Annotated in this window: 22 protein-coding genes and 2 pseudogenes; 12 read left to right on the top strand and 12 right to left on the bottom strand. The window is 68.5% G+C overall.

Translation table 11 applies throughout. From position 1 onward, the window contains the following. Nucleotides 1-30: 30 nt before the first annotated feature. Genes JWS14_RS34065 through JWS14_RS34055 form a run of 3 tightly spaced genes read right to left on the bottom strand, consistent with a single transcriptional unit; the run spans nucleotide 31 to nucleotide 3,050 of the window. Entirely contained in the window at nucleotides 31-1,182 is a 1,152-nt protein-coding gene (locus JWS14_RS34065; protein ID WP_072949020.1) for a M20 family metallopeptidase, read from the bottom strand. Then, a complete protein-coding gene (locus JWS14_RS34060) occupies nucleotides 1,179-2,339 on the bottom strand; it encodes a M20 family metallopeptidase (protein ID WP_072949019.1) in 1,161 nt (386 codons plus the stop codon). Before JWS14_RS34060 ends, JWS14_RS34065 begins: the two co-directional genes overlap by 4 nt. A 12-nt stretch (nucleotides 2,340-2,351) precedes the next feature. Next, nucleotides 2,352-3,050: an enoyl-CoA hydratase/isomerase family protein gene (locus JWS14_RS34055; protein ID WP_095860873.1), complete on the bottom strand. Its 699-nt coding sequence runs from the start codon at nucleotides 3,048-3,050 to the stop codon at nucleotides 2,352-2,354. Between the two features lie 20 nt (nucleotides 3,051-3,070). Here JWS14_RS34055 and JWS14_RS34050 point away from each other — a divergent pair, with 20 nt between their 5' ends. Together JWS14_RS34050 and JWS14_RS34045 are read left to right on the top strand one after the other, a co-directional pair. Beyond that, nucleotides 3,071-3,853, top strand: coding sequence for a purine-nucleoside phosphorylase (locus JWS14_RS34050; RefSeq protein ID WP_072949057.1), 783 nt, complete (start codon nucleotides 3,071-3,073; stop codon nucleotides 3,851-3,853). Next, a complete protein-coding gene (locus tag JWS14_RS34045) occupies nucleotides 3,850-5,439 on the top strand; it encodes a phospho-sugar mutase (RefSeq protein ID WP_095860874.1) in 1,590 nt (529 codons plus the stop codon). The genes JWS14_RS34050 and JWS14_RS34045 overlap by 4 nt, the downstream gene beginning before the upstream one ends. An 8-nt stretch (nucleotides 5,440-5,447) precedes the next feature. Here the strand turns inward: JWS14_RS34045 and upp are convergent, their stop codons facing one another. Further along, nucleotides 5,448-6,071, bottom strand: a complete 624-nt coding sequence (upp, locus tag JWS14_RS34040; RefSeq protein ID WP_072949014.1) for a uracil phosphoribosyltransferase — start codon at nucleotides 6,069-6,071, stop codon at nucleotides 5,448-5,450. 199 nt (nucleotides 6,072-6,270) lie between these two features. Beyond that, a pseudogene (locus JWS14_RS51515) lies at nucleotides 6,271-7,408 on the bottom strand (RNA-guided endonuclease InsQ/TnpB family protein). 438 nt (nucleotides 7,409-7,846) lie between these two features. On the opposite strand from JWS14_RS51515, the pseudogene JWS14_RS51845 reads away from it, so the two are divergent. From JWS14_RS51845 to JWS14_RS34010, 4 genes and pseudogenes are all read left to right on the top strand, one after another. After that, a pseudogene (locus JWS14_RS51845) lies at nucleotides 7,847-9,030 on the top strand (C40 family peptidase). Between the two features lie 8 nt (nucleotides 9,031-9,038). After that, on the top strand, nucleotides 9,039-9,383 hold the full coding sequence (locus JWS14_RS34020) for a hypothetical protein (RefSeq protein WP_095861068.1): 345 nt from the start codon (nucleotides 9,039-9,041) through the stop codon (nucleotides 9,381-9,383). After that, nucleotides 9,380-9,685, top strand: coding sequence for a YbaB/EbfC family nucleoid-associated protein (locus JWS14_RS34015; protein WP_095860875.1), 306 nt, complete (start codon nucleotides 9,380-9,382; stop codon nucleotides 9,683-9,685). The genes JWS14_RS34020 and JWS14_RS34015 overlap by 4 nt, the downstream gene beginning before the upstream one ends. Before the next feature lie 167 nt (nucleotides 9,686-9,852). Beyond that, on the top strand, nucleotides 9,853-11,100 hold the full coding sequence (locus JWS14_RS34010) for a primosomal protein (protein WP_095860876.1): 1,248 nt from the start codon (nucleotides 9,853-9,855) through the stop codon (nucleotides 11,098-11,100). A gap of 19 nt (nucleotides 11,101-11,119) precedes the next feature. On the opposite strand, the gene JWS14_RS34005 is transcribed toward JWS14_RS34010, so the two are convergent. The 3 genes from JWS14_RS34005 to JWS14_RS33995 are packed head-to-tail and all read right to left on the bottom strand — an operon-like array spanning nucleotide 11,120 to nucleotide 13,907. After that, on the bottom strand, nucleotides 11,120-12,205 hold the full coding sequence (locus JWS14_RS34005; RefSeq protein ID WP_095860877.1) for an adenosine deaminase: 1,086 nt from the start codon (nucleotides 12,203-12,205) through the stop codon (nucleotides 11,120-11,122). A 9-nt stretch (nucleotides 12,206-12,214) separates the two neighbouring features. After that, nucleotides 12,215-13,510: a thymidine phosphorylase gene (locus JWS14_RS34000; protein WP_072949004.1), complete on the bottom strand. Its 1,296-nt coding sequence runs from the start codon at nucleotides 13,508-13,510 to the stop codon at nucleotides 12,215-12,217. Then, entirely contained in the window at nucleotides 13,503-13,907 is a 405-nt protein-coding gene (locus JWS14_RS33995; protein WP_095860878.1) for a cytidine deaminase, read from the bottom strand. The genes JWS14_RS34000 and JWS14_RS33995 overlap by 8 nt, the downstream gene beginning before the upstream one ends. A gap of 255 nt (nucleotides 13,908-14,162) precedes the next feature. Here JWS14_RS33995 and sdhC point away from each other — a divergent pair, with 255 nt between their 5' ends. The 6 genes from sdhC to JWS14_RS33965 all read left to right on the top strand — a co-directional run bounded on the left by sdhC (nucleotide 14,163) and on the right by JWS14_RS33965 (nucleotide 20,108). Further along, nucleotides 14,163-14,567 carry a succinate dehydrogenase, cytochrome b556 subunit gene (gene sdhC / locus JWS14_RS33990; protein WP_005239889.1) on the top strand — a complete coding sequence of 135 codons (405 nt, stop codon included), beginning with the start codon at nucleotides 14,163-14,165 and terminating at the stop codon, nucleotides 14,565-14,567. Between the two features lies 1 nt (nucleotide 14,568). Then, nucleotides 14,569-15,012, top strand: a complete 444-nt coding sequence (locus tag JWS14_RS33985) for a succinate dehydrogenase hydrophobic membrane anchor subunit (RefSeq protein WP_005239887.1) — start codon at nucleotides 14,569-14,571, stop codon at nucleotides 15,010-15,012. A 15-nt stretch (nucleotides 15,013-15,027) separates the two neighbouring features. Continuing rightward, nucleotides 15,028-16,779, top strand: a complete 1,752-nt coding sequence (gene sdhA / locus JWS14_RS33980; RefSeq protein WP_095860879.1) for a succinate dehydrogenase flavoprotein subunit — start codon at nucleotides 15,028-15,030, stop codon at nucleotides 16,777-16,779. Continuing rightward, a complete protein-coding gene (locus JWS14_RS33975; RefSeq protein ID WP_005256985.1) occupies nucleotides 16,779-17,558 on the top strand; it encodes a succinate dehydrogenase iron-sulfur subunit in 780 nt (259 codons plus the stop codon). Before sdhA ends, JWS14_RS33975 begins: the two co-directional genes overlap by 1 nt. 155 nt (nucleotides 17,559-17,713) lie before the next feature. Beyond that, nucleotides 17,714-18,709, top strand: coding sequence for a malate dehydrogenase (locus JWS14_RS33970; RefSeq protein ID WP_095860880.1), 996 nt, complete (start codon nucleotides 17,714-17,716; stop codon nucleotides 18,707-18,709). Between the two features lie 118 nt (nucleotides 18,710-18,827). Further along, complete coding sequence (locus tag JWS14_RS33965) at nucleotides 18,828-20,108, top strand: D-alanyl-D-alanine carboxypeptidase family protein (protein WP_072948996.1); 1,281 nt, start codon at nucleotides 18,828-18,830, stop codon at nucleotides 20,106-20,108. 10 nt (nucleotides 20,109-20,118) lie between these two features. Here the strand turns inward: JWS14_RS33965 and yhjD are convergent, their stop codons facing one another. The 4 genes from yhjD to JWS14_RS33945 are packed head-to-tail and all read right to left on the bottom strand — an operon-like array spanning nucleotide 20,119 to nucleotide 24,298. Then, nucleotides 20,119-21,141 (bottom strand): inner membrane protein YhjD, encoded by a 1,023-nt coding sequence (gene yhjD, locus JWS14_RS33960; protein WP_095860881.1) that lies wholly within the window; start codon nucleotides 21,139-21,141, stop codon nucleotides 20,119-20,121. A gap of 4 nt (nucleotides 21,142-21,145) precedes the next feature. Then, nucleotides 21,146-22,180 carry a tryptophan--tRNA ligase gene (gene trpS, locus JWS14_RS33955; protein ID WP_095860882.1) on the bottom strand — a complete coding sequence of 345 codons (1,035 nt, stop codon included), beginning with the start codon at nucleotides 22,178-22,180 and terminating at the stop codon, nucleotides 21,146-21,148. 52 nt (nucleotides 22,181-22,232) lie between these two features. Then, a complete protein-coding gene (locus JWS14_RS33950; RefSeq protein WP_095861069.1) occupies nucleotides 22,233-23,039 on the bottom strand; it encodes an exodeoxyribonuclease III in 807 nt (268 codons plus the stop codon). Between the two features lie 35 nt (nucleotides 23,040-23,074). Beyond that, the gene (locus tag JWS14_RS33945; RefSeq protein WP_083395565.1) at nucleotides 23,075-24,298 is read right to left on the bottom strand and encodes an MFS transporter; all 1,224 of its coding nucleotides are present in this window, start codon (nucleotides 24,296-24,298) and stop codon (nucleotides 23,075-23,077) included. Between the last annotated feature and the right edge of the window lie 76 nt (nucleotides 24,299-24,374).

Raw genomic sequence — 24,374 nt, 5'->3', positions numbered from 1 at the left:
CCGCCTGTCAGAACCGCCTGGTGCTGCGCCTCAGCCCAGCACCAGGCTCGACAGCACCCGCACCCCGACGCCGAGCGCCCGCTCGTCCAGATCGAACGTGGGCTGGTGGATGTCGAGTTGCTCGCCGACGCCCGACCAGACGCCGAGCCGGGCCATCGCGCCGGGCACCTCTTCGAGATACCAGGAGAAGTCCTCGCCGCCGCCCGACTGCGGCGTGTCGGCGAGGGCGTCCGGGCCGACGGTGCGGATCGCGTCCTCGAACATGCGCGTCGACACCTCGTCGTTGACGACGGGCGGGACGCCGCGGCGGTAGTTCAGCTGATACCGCACCCCGGTGGGCGCCAGGAGTCCGTGGACGATCTCCCGGACCAGCGGCTCGAGCATCTCCCACGTCTCGTGATCGCCGGTCCGCACGGTGCCGGTCATCATGCCGGTCTGCGGGATGGCGTTCGGGGCCCGGCCGGCGCTCACGGCGCCCCACACCATGACGGTGCCGGTCCGCGGGTCGATCCGCCTGCTGAGCATGCCCGGCAGTCCGGTGACGACGGTTCCCAGTGCGAACACGAGGTCGGTGGTCAGGTGCGGACGCGACGTGTGGCCGCCCGGCGAGTCGAGCACGACCTCGATCGTGTCGGCCGCGGACGTGATCGCGCCGAGTCGCACCCCGACCCGCCCGGCCGCGAGCCGCGGATCGCAGTGGAGGGCGAAGATCCGCGACACACCCTCGAGCCGTCCGGCCGCGACGACCTCCAGCGCACCGCCCGGCATGACCTCCTCGGCCGGCTGGAAGATGAGCCGGACACCCACCGGCAGGTCGGGGATCTCGCTGAGGGCGAGACCGGTTCCCAGCAGGATGGTGGTGTGCGCGTCGTGCCCGCACGCGTGCGACACGCCCGGCACCGTCGACGAGTACGTGGCACCGGTGAGTTCCTGGAGCGGGAGCGCGTCCATGTCGGCGCGCAACGCGATGCGGGGACCGTCCGACGGCCCGAGATCGCACGTGAGCCCCGTTCCCCCGGGCAGCAGTTCGGGTGACAGTCCCGCCGCGGCCAGGCGGGTCGCCACGAATTCCGTCGTCGCGTACTCGTGTCGCGCGAGTTCGGGATTGGCGTGGATGTGCCGCCGCCACTGGGACAGTTCGTCGGTGTGAGCGAGAATCCATTTGTCGACTGCCGCGTTCACCGGCGATCAACTCCTTCCAACAGCCGCACCCGCTGTTCGTCGTCCGTCGCAGCGCGAACCGCCGTGCGAGCCAGGGCAATCGCTCCGTCGATCACGGCCAGGTCGGCGGATTCGGTGATGCACGCCGCCGCGAACTGCGGCTGATGCGTCACCGCACCTCCCGAGTCGAGGCCGATGATCGGGTGAATTCCGGGCAGGACGTTGGTGACGTTGCCCATGTCGGTGCTGCCCAGCGGGCGGACACCTTCCCATTCGAGCGGCAACGGCGTCCGTCCCATGTCGAGGATCTGCTCCCGGTACGTCGCCACCAGCCAGGGGTCCGGTGTCAGTTCCGTGTACGTGGGCGACACCGTGCGGATCTCGTGGGTACACCCGGTGGCGAGTGCCCCGGCCGCGAAGCACGCTTCCGCGCGGGCCGTCAGCTCGGACAGCGCCCACGCCGTCTCGGCGCGCAGGTAGTACAGCATTTCGGAGCGGGCGGGAACGATGTTGGGCGCGGTGCCGCCGTCGGAGACGATGCCGTGGATCTGCTGTCCCGGCGAGAGATGTTGGCGCAGCAGGCCGATACCGACCTGGGCGACGGTCGCGGCGTCGGCGGCGTTGCGCCCGAACTCCGGCGCCGCCGAGGCGTGCGCTTCGCGGCCGTTGAACGTGACCGCGATGTCGGCCAGCGCGAGCGACGTCGCTCCTGTGATGTCGATCGGACCCGGATGCACCATCAGTGCGGCCGCGACCCCGTCGAAGACACCCTTCTCGAGCATGGCGATCTTCCCGCCGCCGCTCTCCTCCGCGGGCGTCCCGATGACCCGCACCGTGATCCCGAGCCGTTCGGCCACCGTGGCGAGCGCGACTCCGGCGCCGACCGCGGACGCCGCGATGATGTTGTGCCCGCACGCGTGCCCGATCTCCGGCAGCGCGTCGTATTCGGCGCAGATGCCGATGACGAGGTCGCCGCTGCCGAATGTGGCGTCGAACGCCGTCGGCAGGTCCGCGATGCCCGTGCGCACGTCGAACCCGCTGCGTTTGAGCAGTTCGGTGATCTTCGCGACGCTCCGGAACTCCTCGAACGCGAGTTCCGGTTCGCTGTGGATCGAATGGGACAGCGCGATCAGATCGGTCTCGATTGACCTGACCGCCGCCTCGACATCCGCATTCACGTGCTCATTCTCTCACCCGAAGCTGAAGTTGCTCTTGTCCGTCGCCGTGGCGAGCGCGGCGAGGGCGTCGTGATGGATTCCGCGCTTGATCCCGGCCAGGTTGGCGCCGCGGGTCGCGGTGAGCGCGGCGGCCCGTGTCACAGCGGCGGAGAGGACGGCGTCCCCCTCCTCGATCTGGTCGACGATGCCCGCGGCGAGCGCGTCGGAACCGCCGTAGCGGCGACCGGTCGTCATCGCCTCGACCGCGGTCTGCTTGGGCAGGCGCGTGTTCAGGAGCGCAGACATCCCGACGGTGAACGGCATGTTCAGCGACACCTCGGGAAGGCAGTAGAAGCCGCGGTCGGCGCGCATCGCCCGGAAGTCGTGCGACGTGGCGAGCATTGCGCCGGCACCGAAAGCGTGCCCCTGGACGGCGGCGACGGTGGCCATCGGGAACGCGAGCAGGCGGCTGTAGATCGTGTGCACGCGGTCGAGGTAGTCCGGGAGCTTGTCCGTGTTGGTAAAGATCCACGTGGTGTCCAGACCGTTCGTGAAGAATTTGCCCGTCGCGGTCGTCACCAGCGCTGCGGGACCCTCGTGGGCTTCGACCTCGTCGAGCGCGGCGTGGGTGGCGTCGATCCAATCCGGGTGGAAGCGGTTCTCGTTGTCCGTCTCGCCCTCGGTACCGAGGTACAGGATGAATACGTCGCCGTCGCGATCGAGATAGGGCATGAGTGGAAGACTATCGCCTCATGGGAACGCCAGACGCCGCGGCCGCCGCGCTCGCCGCGCACACGAACTGCGCCGAACACTCGATCGCCGTCGTCCTCGGATCGGGGTGGAATGCCGCCGCCGACCGGTTCGGCGAATCACTCTGCACCGTCCCGATGGCCGACCTCCCGGGGTTCACCCCGCCGTCCGCCGCGGGACACGCCGGAACGATCCGCTCCGTGGAGGTGGGCGGCAAACGGATCCTCGTCCTGCTCGGCCGCACCCACGCCTACGAGGGCCATCCGCTGTCGTCCGTCGTCCACCCGGTGCGCACGGCCATCGCCGCCGGGGCGTCGACCGTCATCCTGACGAACGCCGCAGGCGGGATCCGCGAGGACTTCACCGTCGGACAGCCGGTGCTGATCAGCGATCACCTCAACCTCACGGCCCGGTCACCACTCGTGGGCGCCGAGTTCGTGGACCTCGTCGACGCGTACGACCCCGAACTGCGGGCCCTCGCCCGCGACATCGACGGTTCGCTCAGCGAAGGCGTCTACGCCGGTCTGCCGGGCCCGCACTACGAGACCCCGGCCGAGATCCGCATGCTGCGGACGATCGGCGCCGACCTCGTCGGCATGTCCACGGTCCACGAGACGATCGCAGCGCGGGCGCTCGGCGCCCGGGTCCTCGGGATCTCGATGGTGACGAACCTCGCGGCGGGCATCACCGGCGAGCACCTGAACCACGAGGAGGTCCTCGCCGCCGGCCGGGCGTCCGCCGATCGCATGGGCGGGCTCCTGCGAGAACTGGTGGAGCGCTTGTGAACGATCCGATCGCGGACTGGATCGACGCCGACCCCGACCCCGGCACGCGGGCGGAACTCGCGAACCTGTCCGCCGACGAGCTCGCCGACCGCTTCGCCGCGCCGCTGAGTTTCGGGACCGCAGGACTGCGCGGGCCGGTGCGGGCGGGCCCGAACGGCATGAACCTCGCCGTCGTGATTCGCACGACCGCCGGGCTGGGCGCATGGCTGAAAGATCGCTGCCTGGGCGGCTCCACCGTCGTCGTCGGGCGCGACGCGCGGCACGGATCGGAGAAGTTCGCCGTCGCCGCCGCGGAAGTGCTGGCGGGCGCGGGATTCTCGGTCGTCCTCCTCCCCCGGCCCCTGCCCACCCCGATCGTCGCGTTTGCGGTCCGCCGCCTCCGGGCCGCCGCCGGCGTGCAGATCACCGCCTCCCACAATCCCGCCGCCGACAACGGGTACAAGGTCTACCTCGACGGCGGCGCCCAGTTGATCTCGCCGTCCGACCGGGAGATCGAGGCGGCGATCACAAGGATCGGGCGGGCGGATCTCGTTCCCCGGATCCCGGTGACCCCGGCGTCCGAGGAACTCCTCGACCGTTACGTCGACCGGGTCGCGTCCCTGCCGAGGGGCGGGTCGCGATCCGTGCGGATCGCGCTCACCGCCATGCACGGCGTCGGCGGCGAGACCGCGCTCGCCGCACTGAAATCCGCCGGGTTCACCGACGTCCACACCGTCGCCGCGCAGTTCGACCCCGACCCGGACTTCCCGACCGTCGAGTTCCCCAATCCCGAGGAGCCGGGCGCTTCGGACGCCGTACTCGCGCTCGCCGCAGACGTCGACGCCGACCTCGCGCTGGCCCTCGACCCCGACGCGGACCGATGCGCGGTCGGTGTACGCGGGCCGGACGGCTGGCGGATGCTCCGCGGAGACGAGACGGGGGTCCTGCTCGGCGACCACGTCCTCGCATCCGCCCCGGCGGATTCACTCGTCGCGACGACGATCGTCTCGTCGGCACTCCTCGGGAAGCTCGCCGCGGCCCGCGGCGCCCGCTTCGCCCGGACTCTCACCGGCTTCAAGTGGCTCGTCCGGGCGGGCGAGGGTCTCGTGTACGCATACGAGGAGGCGATCGGTCACTGCGTCGACCCGGAGTCGGTGCGCGACAAGGACGGTATCTCCGCGGCGGTGGTGGCCGCCGACCTCGCGGCCACCCTGCGGGCGGACGGGGCGACACTCCTCGACCGGCTGGACGAGTACGCGCTCGAATTCGGGTTGCACGCCGGAGACCAGGTGTCGCGCCGCGTCACCGACCTCGCCGACATCACCGCGATGATGCGCCGGCTGCGGGCGGACCTGCCGGCCGAACTGGCCGGTGAGCCCGTCGAGGCCACCGATCTGGCGGAACTGCGCGGGCAGTCCCGGACCGACGCCGTCGTCCTCGCCGGGTCGACGGTCCGGGTGGTCGTGCGCCCCTCCGGGACCGAACCCAAGCTCAAGTGCTACCTGGAGGTGGTCGTCCCGGTGCCGGATCGGTCGGCGCTACCCACGGCGCGCGAGACGGCCGCGACGCGGTTGAACCTGTTGCGCGAGTTCGCCGAAGCCCTGTAGCCGAGGCGTCAGCGCGGCCCGAACTGGCGGTCACCGGCGTCGCCGAGGCCGGGCACGATGAACGCGTCCCCGTTCAGTCCCTCGTCGACTGCCGCGGTGACGAGTCGCACGGGATGGCCGGACGCCGTGAGGGCGGCAACCCCTTCGGGCGCCGCGACGACGCACACGGCGGTGACGTCCGTGGCGCCGCGGGCGACGAGCAGGTCGATCGTGTGCACCATCGAACCGCCGGTGGCCAGCATGGGGTCGAGGACGTACACCGGGATGCCGGACAGGTCCGCGGGGAGCGACTCGAGATACGGCACCGGCAGATGCGTATCTTCGTCGCGGGCCATGCCGACGAAACCGACTCGCGCCTGCGGGATCAGGCTGCTGGCCTGCTCGACCATGCCCAGCCCGGCGCGCAGGACAGGAACGAGTAGCGGCGGATGGCTGAGCCGCACCCCGTCGGTGGTCGCGATGGGGGTGACCACGTCGAACGTGTCGACCGGAGCCTCGCGCATCGCCTCGTACACCAGCATGTGCGTCAGCCTTCGCAAGGCGGCACGAAATGTGGCATTGTCGCTGCGCGCATCGCGCATCGTGGTCAGGAGGACTGCTGCGAGCGGGTGGTCGACGACGTGCGTGTTCATGCTCGAAGAATAAGGGGGCGCGCGTCGAGATTTCGCAGGAGCGCAATTCTCGGCGAATCGGGGGGTGGAACCGGATCGGTGTCCCCCCGCGTCCAATATGGTGACCGGTTTGACGTCCTCTCGGCCGTGAACGACCGAGATTCCCCTCGGGACTCACGTCTCGAGGTTCCTGTTTCACCGACAGTCGCCGCCCCACACGTTATGTGCGGGGCGGTCTCACACCGTCTCCGCAGGCTGCCACCGTCAGTCCGACGGCCAAAATGTTCTTCGCAGCGTTCACATCGCGGTCGTGGACGGCGCCGCAGCGGCACGTCCACTCCCGCACGTTCAGCGGCATCGCCCCGGCGATTGCCCCGCACACCGAGCAGGTCTTCGACGACGGACAGAACCGGTCGATCGCCACCACCCGGCGCCCGTACCAGTCGGCCTTGTACTCGAGCATCGACCGGAACTCGGACCACCCCGCATCCGAGATCGCCCGAGACAACGACCGATTCTTCACCATGTTCCGCACACTCAGATCGTCGATGGCGATCACTTGATTTTCGCGCACCAGTCGAGTGGAGAGTGTGTGCAGATAATCGCGGCGCCGATCGGCGATCCGGCCATGAATCTTCGCGACCTTCAGTCGGGCCTTGGCCCGGTTCCGGGACCCCTTCTGCTTCCTGGCCAGCACATGCCTTCGCCAGCCGCTCACGATCCGTGCGTTCATGGCGCGGGTTGGTGATCTTCTCCCCCGTCGAGAGTGTGTAGAGGCTGGTGATCCCGGCATCGAGCCCGACCACCCGATCGGTCGGCTCGAGTTCGCTGATGGTGTCCTCGACGAGGATCGAGATGTGGTACTGACCGCGGGCATTGCGCGACACCGTCACCTGCGACGGCACGGCCCCCTCAGGTAAGGGCCTCGACCACCGAATGTCCAGGGGTTCGGACTGCTTGGCCAACCGGATCTGCCCGCCGCGGTAGGTGAAGCAGTTCGAGTAGTAGGTCGCCGAATCCTTCGACTGGCCCTTCCTCTTGAATTGCGGGTAGCGGGTCTGCTTGCGCCAGAACTTCTCGAACGCGCCCTGCAACTGCCGCAGCGATTCCTGCAGCGGCCCCTTCGACGGCTCCGCCAACCACGCGGTCTCGGGGTCCCGCTTCCATCCGGTGAGCATCTTCGAGGTGTCCGCGTAGGTGACCCGTCGCTGCTCCTGCGACCAGGCACGCGTCCGCTCGGCCAACGCCCGGTTGTAGACATACCGGGTGCACCCGAACGTCTGAGCAAGCTGTTCGGCCTGCACCGCAGTCGGATAGAAACGGTACTTGAACGCCCGCTTCACCACCCTCCCCGCCATAACCCAGACACTAGCCACACAGTCCGACAAAACCAGATCGGCTATCCCGGACCTGAAGGACCGGGTTTGCGCCGAAAGACTCACGGATCAAATCCGACTGGGGGGATGACGATGAACGACTTGAGGGCGGATACCGCGAGTATTGCCGAGTTCGCCGCCATAGCCGCGACCATGTCCGTGGAGATGCAGGCCGCGGGTCTCGGGGCCGCCGCCGCGGGACCGCTGCTGCTCGGTCCGGTCTTCGGGGTGATCGGCCGGCGATTTCGTCGCCGCCTTCGCGACAGCGCACGCCGCGCACCTGGCCTCCATCGAGAAGCTGTCCGGCGTGCTCGGCGGAATCAGCGCGACCGCGCTCGCGAATGCCGCCGCGTACGAGGGCACCGAGGCGGCCACCACGGCCGCGCTCGCCGCGGACGCGGTCGGGCTGGAGGCCTGACCGTGATCCCCATCGACCTCCTCACCCGCCCGATCCTCGATCTGCTCGGCGCGTTCGGCAGCGGAGTCCTTCCCGCAGGCGGACCCGCCGACGCCCTGCGCGCGTCCTCGATCGCCATCGACGCGGTGCACGACACCGGGCGCACAGGCATCAGCTCGATCTACGGCGACTGGCAGGGCAAGGGCGGCACCGGTGCGATCGTGAAGACCGAGGAGGCGCAGCGTGCGACGGTCGCGGTCTCCGATCGCGGCAACGACATGGCTGCCGTCGTCGCCGAGGCCTCCGAGATCGTCCGGGCAGGAATGCTGCAGTTGCAGGAGATCCTGCAGTCGTTCATCTCCCTCGCGGTCGCGGCCGGACCCGCCCTCGTCACCCCGCCCGGTCAGGCGATGATCGTCGCGGCGGCACTCGACCACCTCGGCCGGGCCACCGCGGTCGTCGCGAAGGTGCGGGCCGAACTCGCCGAGCAGACCGGTAAGATGGTCACCCTCACACCGGCCGAAGACATCCCGTCCGCGCCCGCCGCCACCGCACCCGCGAGCACGACCGCAGCGAGCACGGCGCCCGCCTCCGCGGCCCCCGTCGCACCCGCGGCTCCGACGTGGTCGGCCGTGCGGCGTCCGGGTTCGTGAGTTCCTCGGGTTCGTCGCCGATGTCGGGCCTGACGAGCATCTCCGCCCCGGCCACGCACTCGTCGGGCGGATGCGCGGCGGGCGGATTCCCTCACGGGCAGATCGGGAGGAGCCGGTCAGGCGCCGTCCACCTCGGATCCCGCCCACGGCGGCGAGGGCGTCGAGGTGGTCCTGCCCGACGGCAGCACCGCCGTCGCCCCCAACAAGGCAAGGAGGCGGCCGACGCCGTCCGCAACGCGCTGTCGCAGCAGGGTGTCCCGTACGTCTGGGGCGGGACGTCGCCCGGCGAGGGCCTCGACTGCAGCGGGCTGACGCAGTGGGCGTACGGCGAAGCGGGCGTGGGTCTTCCGCGCCTGGCGCAGGAGCAGAACGTCGGCACCGCCGTCGACCCGGGCGACCTGATGCCCGGCGACCTCGCCGTGTGGGACGGCCACGTGGCGATGGTGATCGGCAACGGCCAGCTCGTCGAGGCCGGTGATCCCGTGCAGGTCGGTCCGATCCGAACCAGCAACAGCGGCATGGGCTTCTACGGCTTCTACCGACCCACGGAATGACAGGAATCATGTTTCCCCCCACCCCGCCCCCGGCCGGCATCACGGCCGCAGTCAGCAATCGCTCCGGCACCGTCTCGGTCCGGACCACCGAGCAGGGTTTGCCGCTCGAACTCCGCATCGATCCGCGCGAACTCCGCTACGGCGGCCAGCGGCTCGCGGACGAGATCCTGACGCTCTGCAGGCGCTCGGCGATGGAGGCCGGCGCGCGCCGCCGCGACGAACTCGCCCGTGACGGCATGCCCGCCGAGATCCTCGACAAGCTCGGGCTGCCCACACGCGCCGACGTCGCCGCCGCGCAGGCGATCGAGGACGAGGAAGAACCCACCCCGACGAGCTGGATGCGACCACTGTGAGCGAACACGACATGGATGCGATCGTCGGCCGGGCCACCGAACAGGTGAACCTGCTCGAGGAGGCCCTCGCCGGGCTGCAGTCGATCGCGGCGCGGGCGTCGAGCGAGTCCGATCAGGTGACGGCCGAGGTCGACGGGAACGGCACGTTGACCGGTCTGTGGATGGACGACTCCATCTCGAGCCTCGACGCCCGCACCCTCGCGGCCATGATCACGAGTACCACCCAGGAGGCGGCCCGGCTCGCCACCGAACAGCGGACCCGGGTCATGGCGGCGCTGCAGGACGGGTTCGGGAGGGTGTGACCCTCACTGTCCGGCGAAGTCGCGGACCGTGGCGTGCCGGGTCGAAGGTTCCGGGGAGCGTCGCCGACCGCGTCGCGGCCGCTGCGGCACGGCGGCGACGGGCGTCGGAAACGGTCCGCACACAGCCCGGGTATAACTTTGGCCGCGGGGTCGATAGGCTTCGCGCCATGGCTGGAGACATCGTCCCGATCGAACTCGGTCTCACCGACGGCGACCTCGTGACACTGTGGGCACCACGGTGGCGTGAAGGCGACGACGAGTGGGAAGCATTCCTTGGTCACGAGGAAGACCTCTACGGGTTCGAATCAGTGGCAGAACTCGCTGCCTTCATCCGCACCAATACCGACAATGACCTCGTCGAGCACCCCGCGTGGGGCGTGGTGTCCGGGCTCTCCGCCGCCGAACTCGAGCCCGACGAGAACTTCTGCTTCGATCTGATCGGTGTGCCCGAACTGGCGGCGAGTGACCCCGACGCCGTCGTCGTGAGCGAACTCGAAGACACGCTCAACATGGTGCGCAACATCGGTGAGGTCTGCGAACTGGACGCGGTCACCAAGTTCTTCAGCGCGAATCCCATTCTCGGTGCGCTCCCGGCAGGCGCCAGCGCTTTCGAGGGACGCGAGGGCGAGGAGCTGTGGGCGCAGATCGGGACTGCGATCGCGAAGGGCTGGGATGACGTCCTCGACGCCGTCGACAACATCGTCGCCACCCCCGAGGTGGACGCCGAGGCGGTAGCCGTGGCCGAGGCCGAACTGGTGGCCGCCGACGAGAACACCGTCGACGTGGACGACGTCGCCGAGGAGGCCGAGGAAGACGAGGAGTTCGTCGCACTCGACCTGAACACCGAGGACGACGAGGAGGAAGACGACTCGTTCTGGGGTGCGGTGGGTGTCGACCCCGTCAAGATCATCACGTCCGGGGAGACGTACTTCACGCTCCGGTGCTACCTCGACGACGACGCGATCTTCCTCGGGCGTGACGGCGCGATCTTCGTATTCACGTCCGAGCGGGCACTGGCCCGGTACCTCGCCGACAACCACGAGCACGCCCTCGCTCAGGTCAGCACGTACGAGGAGATCCAGGTGGCGGCGGTCGACGGGTCGCTCGAGGTCGAGGTCACCGACGAGAACGTGTACGTCCTGCCCGGTCTCGCCGACGACCTGGCCGCAGGCCCGGAGTCCGTCGACGCGGACCAGCTGGACCTCGCCGTCGAATTGTTCACCGATGCAGCCGATTTCGCCGACGACGACTCGGTGGAAACCGCGCTCGTGTCGTCCGACCCGCTGGGCTGGTACGTCTCGTTCGTCCTCAACCCGGACCCGACGCGGATGGCGCCGAGCGCGCCCTTCGACGCGGAGGCCGAGGCGTGGCGGACGCTCGAGCGGGAGTTCGAGGCCCGCCTGCGGAAGGTCTGAGCGCCCGCCGACGGGACGCTCAGCCGACCAGCACGGCGAATCCCGGCTTGATCACCTCGTCGATCAGCTGCAGCCGCTGATCGAACGGGATGAACGCCGACTTCATCGCGTTGATGGTGTAGCGCTCGAGATCCGTCCAGCCGTAGCCGAACGTCTCGACCAGGCGGAGCATCTCCTGGCTCATGCTGGTGTCGCTCATCAGCCGGTTGTCGGTGTTGACCGTCACGCGGAACCGCAGCCGGGCGAGCAGGTCGAACGGATGGTTCTCTAGCGCGTCCACGGCCCCGGTCTGGACATTGGAGCTGGGACACAACTCCAGGGGAATCCTCTTGTCCCGCACATAGTTCGCGAGCTTGCCGAGCACCGGGACGCCGTCGGTGCCGATCGTGATGTCGTCGGTGATCCGGACCCCGTGGCCGAGGCGGTCCGTGCCGCAGAACGCAATGGCCTCGTGAATGGACGGCAGGCCGAACGCCTCACCCGCGTGAATGGTGAAGTGCGCATTGCTGCCCCGCATGTACTCGAAGGCGTCGAGGTGGCGACTGGGCGGATTCCCGGCCTCGGCGCCTGCGATGTCGAATCCGACGACGCCTCGGTCCCGGAACCGGATCGCCAGTTCCGCGATCTCCCGGGACCGCGCCGCGTGCCGCATCGCGGTGAGCAGGACGCCGATCCGGATGTTCTGGCCGCGCACCTCCGCCGCGGACTCCCCCGCCTCGAATCCGAGCAGGACCTGTTCCACCACCTCGTCGAGGGTCAGCCCCTCTTCGAGGTGCTGCTCCGGGGCGAACCGGACCTCGGCGTAGACCACGCCGTCGGCGGCGAGGTCCTCGGCGCATTCACGGGCGACGCGTTCGAGCCCTGCAGGTGTCTGCATGACGGCGACGGTGTGGGCGAACGTCTCGAGGTACCGCTCGAGGGAACCGCTGTCCGCGGCCTCCCGGAACCACTTCGCGAGCGCGGGCGCGGTGTCGGCGGGCAGCGCGTCGTAGCCGCAGTCGCGGGCGAGTTCGAGAACCGTCTCGGGCCGGAGACCTCCGTCGAGATGGTCGTGCAGCAACACCTTCGGCGCTCGGCGCAGGGCCGACAGATCCAGTGCGGTCATGGGACGACGTTAGCGTGAGGGATCCTCTATCCGCTCGATGACGAGCGGTGTCGTCACCGGCGGCGCGTCAGCCACGACGGTCCAGGCTTCGGAAAGTGCGGCTTTCGCCGCGGCGAACCGTTCGGGCGTGTCGGTGTGCAGCGTGACGAGCGGGGTGCCGACCGACACCGTCTCCCCCGGCTTCGCGTGCAGTTCGATGCCGGCCCCGGCCTGCACCGGCTCGCCCTGCCGTGCGCGGCCCGCACCGAGCCGCCACGCGGCGAGCCCGACGGCCATGGCGTCGAGACCGCACACCACACCGTCGGACTCGGAGAGCAGCACCTCGGTGTGCCGGGCCGTCGGCAGCGGGGCGTAGGGGTCGCCGCCCTGGGCGGCGATCATTCTCCGCCAGCGGTCCATGGCGGAGCCGTCCCGCAGCTTGTCGGCCGGGTCGACGCCGTCGATTCCGGCTGCCTTCAACATTTCTCGGGCGAGCTCGAGGGTCAGCTCCACGACGTCGGACGGGCCGCCCCCGGCGAGCACCTCCAGCGATTCCCGCACCTCCAGCGCATTGCCCGCGGTGTGACCGAGGGGCGCGTCCATCGCCGTGAGCAATGCCATCGTCCGCACCCCGGCGTCGTTCCCGAGGTCGACCATCGTCTGGGCCAGCTCGCGTGCGTCGTCGAGCTTCTTCATGAACGCGCCCGAACCGACCTTCACGTCGAGGACCAGCGCGCCGGTGCCCTCGGCGATCTTCTTGCTCATGATCGAGCTGGCGATCAGGGGAATCGACTCGACCGTCCCGGTGACGTCCCGCAGTGCGTACAACCGCCGGTCCGCCGGCGCCAGGTCCGAGCTTGCCGCGCACACGACGGCGCCGACCTCGGGGTCGGACAGGATCTCGGCCATCTCCGACGTGTCGAGGTCGGCGCGCCAGCCCGGGATCGACTCGAGCTTGTCGAGGGTTCCGCCGGTGTGGCCCAGCCCCCGCCCCGACAGCTGCGGCACCGCGGCGCCGCACGCGGCGACCAGTGGTGCGAGCGGGAGCGTGATCTTGTCGCCCACACCACCCGTCGAGTGCTTGTCCACGGTGGGGCGGCCGAGGTGAGTGAAGTCGAGGCGGTGACCGGACGAGATCATCGCCGTGGTCCAGCGACTCACCTCCTCGCGCGTCATCCCGCGGAAGAAGATCGCCATCGCCAGAGCCGACATCTGCTCGTCGGCCACGACACCTCGGGTGAATGCCTCCACCACCCAGTCGATCTCTGCACCGGACAGTTCTCGGCCGTCGCGTTTGGCGGCGATGATCGACGACGCGTCATGCATGGGTGATTCTCCCCTTCTCCTCCGGACCGAAAGCGTCCGGCAGCAGCTGTTCCAATGGGCGCACGCCGGCCCGGTGGTCGACGAGCAGTCCGGGGCCGCCGTGCTCGAAGAGAATCTGCCGGCAGCGTCCGCACGGCATGAGTATGTCGCCACTCGCGTCACAGCAGGTGAAGGCGATTAATCGCCCGCCGCCGCTCGCAAACAAGTTACCGACCAGTACGCATTCGGCGCAGAGCCCCAAACCGTATGAGACATTTTCCACATTGCATCCGACGACGATTCGTCCATCGTCCACCAGCGCCGCCGATCCCACCGCGAACCCGGAGTAGGGCGCGTAGGCCCTACCCATCACCTCATGCGCGTTGGCGCGCAACAGTTTCCAATCGATCTCGACCATGGTTACCCATCCAATCACGTGGGCTGAATGGATGCAGAGAATCGCCCGGGACGGCCCGGTCCGTATTGGAGAGGCAAACCTAAGTTCATTTGCAGGGGCGGTACGAACCCCGACTCGAATTAGTTCCCGCGTTTCTGTTGGGTTTAGAGTTCAGAGAAGTCGGTTCAGGATCACGTCGGGTCCCCAGTTGTGGTATGTCCGCAACGCTGCGCAGACTCGACACGTCCACCAATGACGTTGGAGGCACAGCACTCGATGAGTACTACGACTGAAGCCGCTCCGGCCAAGGAGCGCACACGGTCGCTTTACCGGGGCGACCCCGGAATGTGGTCCTGGGTTTTGCACCGGATCACAGGCGTAATGACGTTCTTCTTCCTATTCGTGCACGTGCTGGACACCGCGCTCGTGCGGGTGAATCCCGACACGTACGACAGTGTCATCGAGACCTACAAGAACCCGATCGTCGGGCTCATGGAGCTCGCTCTCGTCGCCGCGGTGCTGTACCACGCACTGAACGGTGTCCGGGTGATGCTGGTGGACTTCTGGTCCAAGGGACCGCAGTACCAGCGCCTGATGCTCTGGGTAATCCTCGCGATCTGGTTCCTGGTGATGATCCCGGGCGCAGGCCGCATCTTCTACAACATGTTTGCGGGGCACTGACATGACGACAGAAGCCAAGAGTCTCGGCAAGACCTACGACCGTCCCGCCAGCCTGGACAACCCGCGCTCTCCGCGCCGGACCTCGAAGAACAACTTCGAGCTGTACGCCTGGCTGTTCATGCGGTTCTCCGGTCTCGCACTGATCTTCCTCGTGCTCGGCCACCTCTTCATCATGCTGATGCTCGACGACGGTGTGCACCGCATCAACTTCGCGTTCGTCGCAGGCCGCTGGTCCAGCCCGTTCTGGCAGTTCTGGGACCTCACCATGCTGTGGCTTGCCCAGCTGCACGGCGGAAACGGACTCCGCACGGTCATCGCGGACTACTCCCGCAAGGACTCCACGCGCTTCTGGCTGACCACGATCCTCGTTCTCTCGATGATCCTGATCATGGGCCTCGGCACGTACGTCATCTTCACCTTCGACCCCAATATCTCGGCGAGCTAGGGGAGCACAGACTTCATGCAGGAACACCGTTATGACGTGGTCATCGTCGGTGCCGGCGGCGCCGGCATGCGCGCAGCGATCGAGGCCGGTCCCCGCGCCCGCACCGCGGTACTGACCAAGCTCTACCCCACCCGCAGCCACACCGGCGCGGCCCAGGGCGGCATGTGCGCCGCGCTGGCGAACGTGGAGGAAGACAACTGGGAGTGGCACACCTTCGACACGGTCAAGGGCGGCGACTACCTCGCCGACCAGGACGCCGTCGAGATCATGGCCAAGGAGGCCATCGACGCGGTGCTCGACCTCGAGAAGATGGGTCTGCCGTTCAACCGCACGCCCGAGGGCAAGATCGACCAGCGTCGTTTCGGTGGTCACACCCGCGATCACGGTAAGGCCCCCGTGCGCCGCGCATGTTATGCCGCGGACCGCACCGGTCACATGATCCTGCAGACGCTCTACCAGAACTGCGTCAAGCACGACGTCGAGTTCTTCAACGAGTTCTACGCCCTCGACATCGCGATCACCGAGACGGAGAACGGCCCGGTCGCCACCGGCGTCATCGCCTACGAGCTGGCCACCGGCGAGATCCACGTCTTCCACGCGAAGTCCATCGTGTTCGCCACCGGCGGCTCGGGACGCATGTACAAGACGACGTCCAACGCGCACACCCTCACCGGTGACGGCATGGGCATCATCTTCCGCAAGGGCCTCCCGCTGGAGGACATGGAGTTCCACCAGTTCCATCCGACAGGCCTGGCCGGGCTCGGCATCCTCATCTCCGAGGCCGTGCGCGGTGAGGGCGGCATCCTCCGCAACGCCGACGGCGAGCGGTTCATGGAGCGCTACGCCCCCACCATCAAGGACCTCGCACCCCGTGACATCGTCGCGCGGTCGATGGTTCTCGAGGTCCTCGAGGGACGCGGCGCGGGACCGAACAAGGATTACGTCTACATCGACGTGACCCACATCCCCGAGGAAGTCCTCGACGAGAAGCTCCCCGACATCATGGAGTTCTCCCGCACGTATCTCGGTGTGGATCCGGTCAAGGAACCCGTGCCGGTGTACCCCACCTGCCACTACGTCATGGGCGGCATCCCCACCAGGATCAACGGTGAGGTCCTCCGCAACAACGACGAGATCGTCCAGGGCCTGTACGCCGCGGGCGAGTGCGCCTGCGTGTCCGTCCACGGCGCGAACCGTCTCGGCACCAACTCGCTGCTCGACATCAACGTCTTCGGACGCCGCGCCGGCATCGCCGCCGCCGAGCACGCCAACAACAGCGAGTTCGTCGCCCTGCCGGAGACGCCCGAGAAGATGGTCGACGAGTGGATGGCCACCATCCTGTCGGACCACGGTCACGAGCGGGTCGCGGACATCCGCACCGAGCTGCAGCAGTCGATGGACAACAACGCCTCGGTGTTCCGCACGGAAGAGCGCCTCACCCAGGCACTCAAGGACGTGCGTGCACTGAAGGAGCGCTACAACCACATCACGGTGCAGGACAAGGGCAAGCGCTACAACAGCGACCTGCTCGAGGCCGTCGAGCTCGGCTTCCTCCTCGAAATGGCGGAGGTCACGGTCGTCGGCGCGCTGAACCGCAAGGAATCGCGCGGCGGCCACGCCCGCGAGGACTTCCCGGACCGCAACGACGCCGAGTACATGAAGCACACGATGGCATACAAGGAGGGCGACGGCCTGCTCTCCGACATCCGTCTCGACTACAAGCCGGTAGTCCAGACCCGCTACGAGCCGATGGAGCGTAAGTACTGATGAGCGCACCTGCAGTCGACAAGAGCGAGAACAAGTCGGATCTCCCTCCCGTTCCCGAGGGCGCCGTCATGGTCACCCTCAAGATCGCGCGGATGAACCCGGAATCCGGCGAGGGTCAGCACTGGGACAGCTTCCAGGTTCCGGCGCTGCCGACGGACCGCATGCTGAACCTGCTTCTGTACGTGAAGGGCTACCTCGACGGCACGCTGACGTTCCGCCGCAGCTGCGCCCACGGCGTGTGCGGTTCGGACGCGATGCGGATCAACGGCGTCAACCGTCTGGCCTGCAAGCTCCTCATGAAGGACATGCTGCCCAAGGACGGCAAGCCGGTGACGATCACCGTCGAGCCCATCAAGGGCCTGCCGGTGGAGAAGGACCTCGTCGTCGACATGGAGCCGTTCTTCGACGCGTTCCGCGCCGTGAAGCCGTTCCTCATCACCACCGGCAACGAGCCCACCCGTGAGCGCATCCAGTCGCAGCACGACCGGGCCCGTTTCGACGACACCACCAAGTGCATCCTGTGTGCCTGCTGCACCACGTCGTGCCCGGTGTACTGGAGCGACGGCAGCTACTTCGGTCCCGCCGCCATCGTCAACGCGCACCGCTTCATCTTCGACAGCCGTGACGAGGGTGCGTCGGAGCGTCTCGACATCCTCAACGACAAGGACGGCGTCTGGCGGTGCCGGACCACGTTCAACTGCACCGACGCGTGCCCCCGCGGCATCCAGGTGACGAAGGCGATCCAGGAAGTCAAGCGCGCGCTGCTCTTCGCACGCTGACCCGAGGTCTTCTCAGCACGTTCCAGGGCGCCCCCGGCCACTTCGGCCGGGGGCGCCCTGCGTCGTGTCCAAGCTCACTGTCCGAGCCGTCCCACGGTGAGATCCCCGCGCTAGTGTCGAGAACGGATGCTCCCGACGAACAGCGAGGTTCACACATGACGCAGTCGCCCACTCCCGCAGTGGTCACGGTCACCGGAGCGGCAGGAAGTATCGGTTACGCGGCGCTGTTCCGGATCGCCGCGGGCGCGATGCTCGGCCCCGACACTCCGATTCGACTGCGGCTCTTGGAAATTCCGTCCGCCGTGTCCGCGGCCGAAGGCACCGCGATGGAGCTCGACGACAGCGCCTTCCCTCTCCTTCGCGACGTCGAGGTGCACGACGACCCGAAGCGGGGTTTCGACGGCACCGACGTGGCCCTGCTCATCGGCTCGCGTCCCCGGTCCAAGGGGATGGAGCGCGGCGACCTGCTGGCCGCGAACGGGCAGATCTTCACCGTGCAGGGTCGCGCGATCAATCAGGTTGCCGCGGAAGGCGTCCGGGTGCTGGTCGTGGGCAACCCGGCCAACACCAACGCGCTCGTCGCCGCGAACAACGCCCCCGACGTACCCGCGGAGCGGTTCACGGCGCTGACCCGGCTCGACCACAACCGCGCGATCGCCCAGCTCGCACGGCACTCCGGCGCCGCGGTGAAGGACATCAGCCGCGTCACGATCTGGGGCAACCACTCCGGCACCCAGTACCCCGACATCTTCCACGCGCGGGTCGGGGACCGGTCCGGCGCCGAGTTCGCCGCGGACCGCGAATGGCTCACCGGCGACTTCATTCCCACCGTCGCGAACCGGGGCAGCGCGATCATCGAGGCCCGCGGCGCATCGTCCGCGGCCTCCGCCGCCAACGCCGCGATCGACCACGTGCACGACTGGGTGCTCGGCACCCCGGACGGCGATTGGACGTCCGTGGCGCTGCCCTCCACCGGCGCCTACGGGGTGCCGGAGGGGCTCGTCAGCTCGTTCCCGGTCCGGTCGGTCGACGGGGCCTGGCAGGTCGTGGAGGGGCTGGAGATCGACGAGTTCTCGCGGAAACGGATCGACGCGTCGGTGGCCGAACTCGAATCCGAACGCGACGCCGTCCGGGGCATGGGTTTCCTCTGATCCGGCGTCACTCTTCCGGAACGGTCGCAACGACGTCACGAAAGCGTGTCGACACGTGTCCGTTTTCGGAAGTCGACCGGTCGTCGCATACGCTGCCTCTTCGATGATGTGGCGTCGAGTGTGTACCGCGGTTGTGTCCGGAACCCTGCTGGCCGGACTCTCGGTGAGCGCTGCCGGGGCGATCCCGCCTCCGGTCCCCTCCTCCCCCATCTCGGCGCCGTTCACCATCCCGAACACCGACGACTGCCCGCACCGGTCGGCCCCGGCCCCCGCGATCGACCTGTCCGAGGTGCCGCAGCCCGGTGATCCGGCACCGACCGCCGTGTCCGTGCCCGACCAGCCGGTGGGCGGGCCGAAGCTCGCCGAATGCGGGGTGACGCTCCCCGACGGCGCCCCCGCGCTGCCCGCCGACATCGTGGCGTCCGGCTGGGTGCTGGCCGACATCGACAGCGGCGACGTGCTCGCGGCGAAGGACCCGCACGGCCGGTACCGCCCGGCCAGCACCATCAAGATGCTGCTCGCGCTCGTGGCGCTGGGCGAACTGGACCTCGACAAGACCGTGACCGCCACCGCCGAGGACGCCGCGGTGGAGGGCAGCGCGGTCGGGATCGGCAAGAACGGTCAGTACACGAACCGGCAGCTGATGCAGGGCCTCGTCATGGCGTCGGGGAACGACGCCGCCCACCTCCTCGCCCGGCAACTCGGCGGCGACGCCGCGACGGTCGAGAAGATGAACCGTCTCGCCGACACCCTCGGCGCTCACGACACGAGGACCGCGACCCCGTCCGGACTCGACGGTCCCGGCATGAGCAGTTCGCCGTACGACCTCGCGCTGATCTTCCACAACGCGATGAAGAACCCGACGTTCGCGGAGCTGATCTCCACGGAAACCGTTCAGTTCCCGGGCTTCCCGAAGGATCCCGCGATCCCGGAAGACCAGGACCGGCCGCCGTTCGCGCTCGCCAACGACAATCAACTGCTCTACAACTACCCGGGCGCGCTGGGCGGCAAGACCGGATTCACCGACGATGCGCGCCATACGTACGTCGGCGGCGCCGACCACGACGGCCGCCGCCTGATGGTGACGCTGATGGGAGCCGAGGCGCAGCCGATCCGCCCGTGGGAACAGGCAGCGCGACTGCTGGACTACGGTTTCGCCCTCGACCGCGACGCCCGGGTGGGTTCGCTGGAGGACCTGTACCCGGCCGAGGACGGCTCGTCCGCGGTGCTCGCCGCACCGCCGCAACAGGATTCGGCCGCTGCCACGAGTTCCGTCGTCGCCTCGGGTTCCGACCATCCCGACAACACGCTGGCCCTGCGGGCGGGTGTGGGGATCGTCGGGGCGGCCGTCGTCCTCGTGCTGGTGCTCTGCGCACGCCGGCTGTCCCGCAGGCGCTGACGCTCCCGGATCAGCGCTTGTTGCGGGTGAACAGTCCGGACAACCCGAGCGCGGCAAGGGCCCCCACACCGACCAGGGCGAGTCCCCCACGCACACCCGGACCCTCGTGGACCTCGATCCGCGGCGTGATGACGGCCGGATCCGGCGGAGGCACGAACGCGAGCGCCATGCTGGCCCTGGTGGTCGCGGCCCACGCCGTCGAGAAGAGCAGCATCCGGCAGGTCAGGTAGATGAACACGAGCAGACCGATGATCGGGCCGAACGCCACTCCTGCCGGACCCGCGGTGACCGCAGTGAGATAGATGGCACCGACCTGCTTGAAGATCTCGAACACCACGGCCGCGAGCAGGGCCGCCTTGATCGCACTGCGGAACGTCACGGGCTCCCGGGGCAGTCGGGCAATCACCCAGGCGAACACCGCCCACGTCGCGACCAGCGAGAGCACGGTCGACAGTGCGCGCAGTCCGGCGTCGACGCCGGTCACCTCGTCGAGGTTGAGCACCTCGACGACCGTGCGGGCCACCGGACCGCTGCTCAGCGCGGACGATCCGATCGAGACGATCATCGCCAGGCCCAGTCCGAGCAGAGCGCCCGCGTCGCCGAGCTTGGTGCGCACGAAACCCTTCGTTTCGCGCTGGCTCTCCCACATCGCCGTGAGCGCGTCGCGCAGGTTCGCCATCCATCCCAGACCGGCGTAGGCGGCACCGAGCAGACCGAGGACACCCACGCTGGCGCGGGACGCGATGGCCGAATCGATGATGGTGTTGAGCGTGTCACCGAGACTTCCGGGCACGTTCTTCGTGATGCCGTCCTGCAGTTCCTGCAGCAACTCCGGCTGCCCGGCGAGCACGAAACCGGCGATGGCGAACGCGACCATCAGGATCGGAATCAGTGCGAGCACACTGAAATACGTGATACCCGCCGCGTAGTAGTCACCCTTCTGATTCTGGTACCGCTGAGCGGCCCGCATCAGATGGTCGAACCAGGGGCGCGCTGCCCGCTGCTTGTCGAGAAAACTCGGTTCGTCAGCCACAGTGCTATCCCTTCGGTGTCAGGAACCCTACCTTCTCGTACACGGCCGCCAACGTCTGCGACGACACTTCACGGGCCCGGTGGGCACCGGCCGCGATGACACGATCGAGTTCCGCCTCGTCCGAGAGGTACCCCTCCACTTTCGCTTTCAACGGTGTCACGAATTCGGCGAGAACGTCGGCCGTATCGGTTTTCAGGTCGCCGTAGCCCTTGCCCTCGTACCCGGCAACCAACGTCTCCACGGGGGTGCCGGACAACGCCGACTGGATGGTGAGCAGGTTGCTCACACCGGGCTTGGCCTGCGGGTCGTACCGGATCTCCCGCTCGTTGTCGGTGACGGCGGACTTGATCTTCTTCGCCGACACCTTGGGGTCGTCGAGCAGGTTGATCAGACCGGCCGGGCTCGGACCGGACTTGCTCATCTTCGACGTCGGATCCTGCAGGTCGAAGATCTTGGCGGTGCCCTTGATGATCTGGGCCTCGGGAATGACGAACGCCTTCCCGAACCGGGTGTTGAACCGCTGAGCGAGGTCGCGGGCCAGTTCGAGGTGCTGACGCTGGTCCTCGCCGACGGGGACCCGCTGTGGGCGGTACAGCAGGATGTCGGCGGCCATCAGCACCGGATACGTGAACAGCCCGACGCTGGCGTTCTCACTGCCCTGCTTCGACGACTTGTCCTTGAACTGCGTCATGCGACTGGCCTCACCGAAACCGGTGATGCAGTTGAGAACCCACGCCAGCTGCGCGTGCTCGGGGACCTGGCTCTGGACGAACAGCGTGGCGCGGTCGGGGTCGATGCCCAGCGCCAGCAACTGTGCCGCCGCGATCTTCGTGCGGCGGCGGAGTTCCTTCGGGTCCTGCGCCACCGTGATCGCGTGCAGGTCGGGGATGAAGTAGAACGCGTCGAAGTCGTCCTGCAGAGGCACCCACTGCTGCAGAGCACCCAGGAAATTGCCGAGGTGGAACGAGTCGGCGGTGGGCTGGATGCCGGAGAGCACCCGCGGTTTCGCGGTGGGTTTCTGAGCTGCAGGGGTCGACATGAGTATTGATCTTTTCACGTGTGCCGTGACGACACGAATCAGATACCGCCCGTCACCGGTACTGGACGGTGACCGGCGCGTGATCGGACCACCGCTGGTCGTAGGTTTCGGCGCGCTCGACGACGGCCTGCTTGGCGCGCTCCGCCAGTTCGCGGGTGGCGATCTGGTAGTCGATGCGCCAGCCGGAGTCGTTGTCGAACGCCTTCCCGCGGTACGACCACCACGAGTACGGTCCGGCGACGTCCGGTTCGAGCAGGCGCACGACGTCGGACCAGTGCGCGTCCTCGGCGAACAGCGCGGACATCCATTCCCGCTCGTGGGGCAGGAACCCGGAGTTCTTCTTGTTCGTCTTCCAGTTCTTCAGGTCGAGTTCGGTGTGGGCGATGTTCCAGTCGCCGCAGACCACGACGTGCCTGCCTGCCGCGACGGCGGCCTCGGCGGTGGCGGTGAGGTACCGGGCGAAGGAGTCCATGAACCGCTCCTTCTCCTCCTGCCGGGGTGTCTGGGCCTCCCCCGAAGGCAGGTACAGACTCGCCACCGTGAGGTCGTCGAAGTCCGCCTCGATGTAGCGGCCCGCGGCCGCGAACTCCTCGTCACCGTGGCCGACGCGGACGGCGTCGGCCGGCTTCCGGGACAGGATCGCGACGCCGTTGCGCCCCTTCGACGACGGTTCCGCGGACGCCAGGTTCCATCCGCCCTCCAGGGCGGGCGCGAGGGTCTCCGCGAGCTGCTCGTCCGACGCCCGCGTCTCCTGCAGGCAGACGACGTCGGCCTCCGTGCGCTCCATCCACTCGGTGAGCCCCTTGCGGGCGGCCGCGCGGACTCCGTTGACATTGACGGTGGTGATGATGTGTGGCACGGCAAGCACCGTAGCGGACGCGTACGACAGCGCGGCTACCGAGACGAACGGGCGCTGCGGCGTTCCATCGCGACGGCCACGGTGAGGACCACGAGGCCCGCGACGGCGAGCAGCGCACCCACCGCGGCGGGTGCCGTGTAGCCGTAGCCGGCGGCGATGACGACGCCACCGATCCACGCCCCGAACGCGTTCGCGATGTTGAGGGCCGCGTGGTTGAGCGACGCGGCGAGGGTCTGGGCGTCGGCGGCGACGTCCATCAGCCGGGTCTGCAGGCCGGGAACCATCGACGCGCCCGCGGCGCCGACGAAGAACACCAGCAGCAGCGCCGTGTACGGGTTGTGCGAGGCCATCACGAAGATGCCGAGCACCACCCCGAGCGCCGTCATCGCGGCGAACAGACCGGGAATCAGCGCCCTGTCGGCGAGCGCGCCGCCGATCAGATTGCCCGCGACCATGCCCAGCCCGTAGATCATCAGGGCCAGCGGCACCAGCGACCGCGACAGCCCGGCGACGTCGGTGAGGGTCGTGCTGATGTAGGTGTAGACGGCGAACATGCCACCGAACCCGACCATGCCGATGATCAGCGTCATCCACACCTGCGCACGGCGCAGGGCACCGAGTTCGGTGAGCGGATTCGTCATCCGCATCGCGGCGAGCGCGGGAACCCAGGACCAGATCGCGCCCAGCGTCACGACACCGATCAGTGCGACGAGGGCGAAGGCGCTGCGCCAGCCGAAGGCCTGGCCCAGCCACGAGGCGGCGGGAACACCGACGACGTTGGCCACCGACAGTCCCATCATGACGAGCGCGACCGCCCTGGCGCGCTGGCCGCGCTCGGCGAGGTGCGCCGCCACCAGGGCCGCGACGCCGAAGTAGGCGCCGTGCGGGAGGCCCGCGACGAACCGCGCGGCCATCAGCACCCCGTAGTTCGGTGCGAACACGGTGGCGGCGTTGCCGATCGTGAACGCCGCCATCAACGCGATCAGCAGCGTCTTGCGGGGCACCCGCGCGGTGAGCGCGGCGATGAGCGGCGCGCCCACGACCACGCCCAGGGCGTACGCCGAGATGACGTGCCCGGCCGTCGGCTCGGTGATCCCGAGGCTCGACGCCATCTCGGGAAGCAGTCCCATCGCCACGAACTCGGTGGTGCCGATCCCGAAGCCGCCGAGCGCGAGCGCGATCATGGCGAGCTTGCGGACGGACGGATGTTGCGCGATGACACCGAGGTGCTCGGGGCGGACCGGGGTGGAAGTGCTCACAGCAGGACTTTCGACTAGGCAGCAATACGACTACGCGGCGCACGGCGCCTCGTAGCGCAACGACCCACACCGGAAT

The organism is Rhodococcus koreensis, from assembly GCF_017068375.1.
In the GTDB taxonomy this organism is placed as follows: domain Bacteria; phylum Actinomycetota; class Actinomycetes; order Mycobacteriales; family Mycobacteriaceae; genus Rhodococcus_F; species Rhodococcus_F koreensis.
Note: the sequence above shows the minus strand (reverse complement) of the source record. Positions and strands in the feature narration are given on the sequence as shown.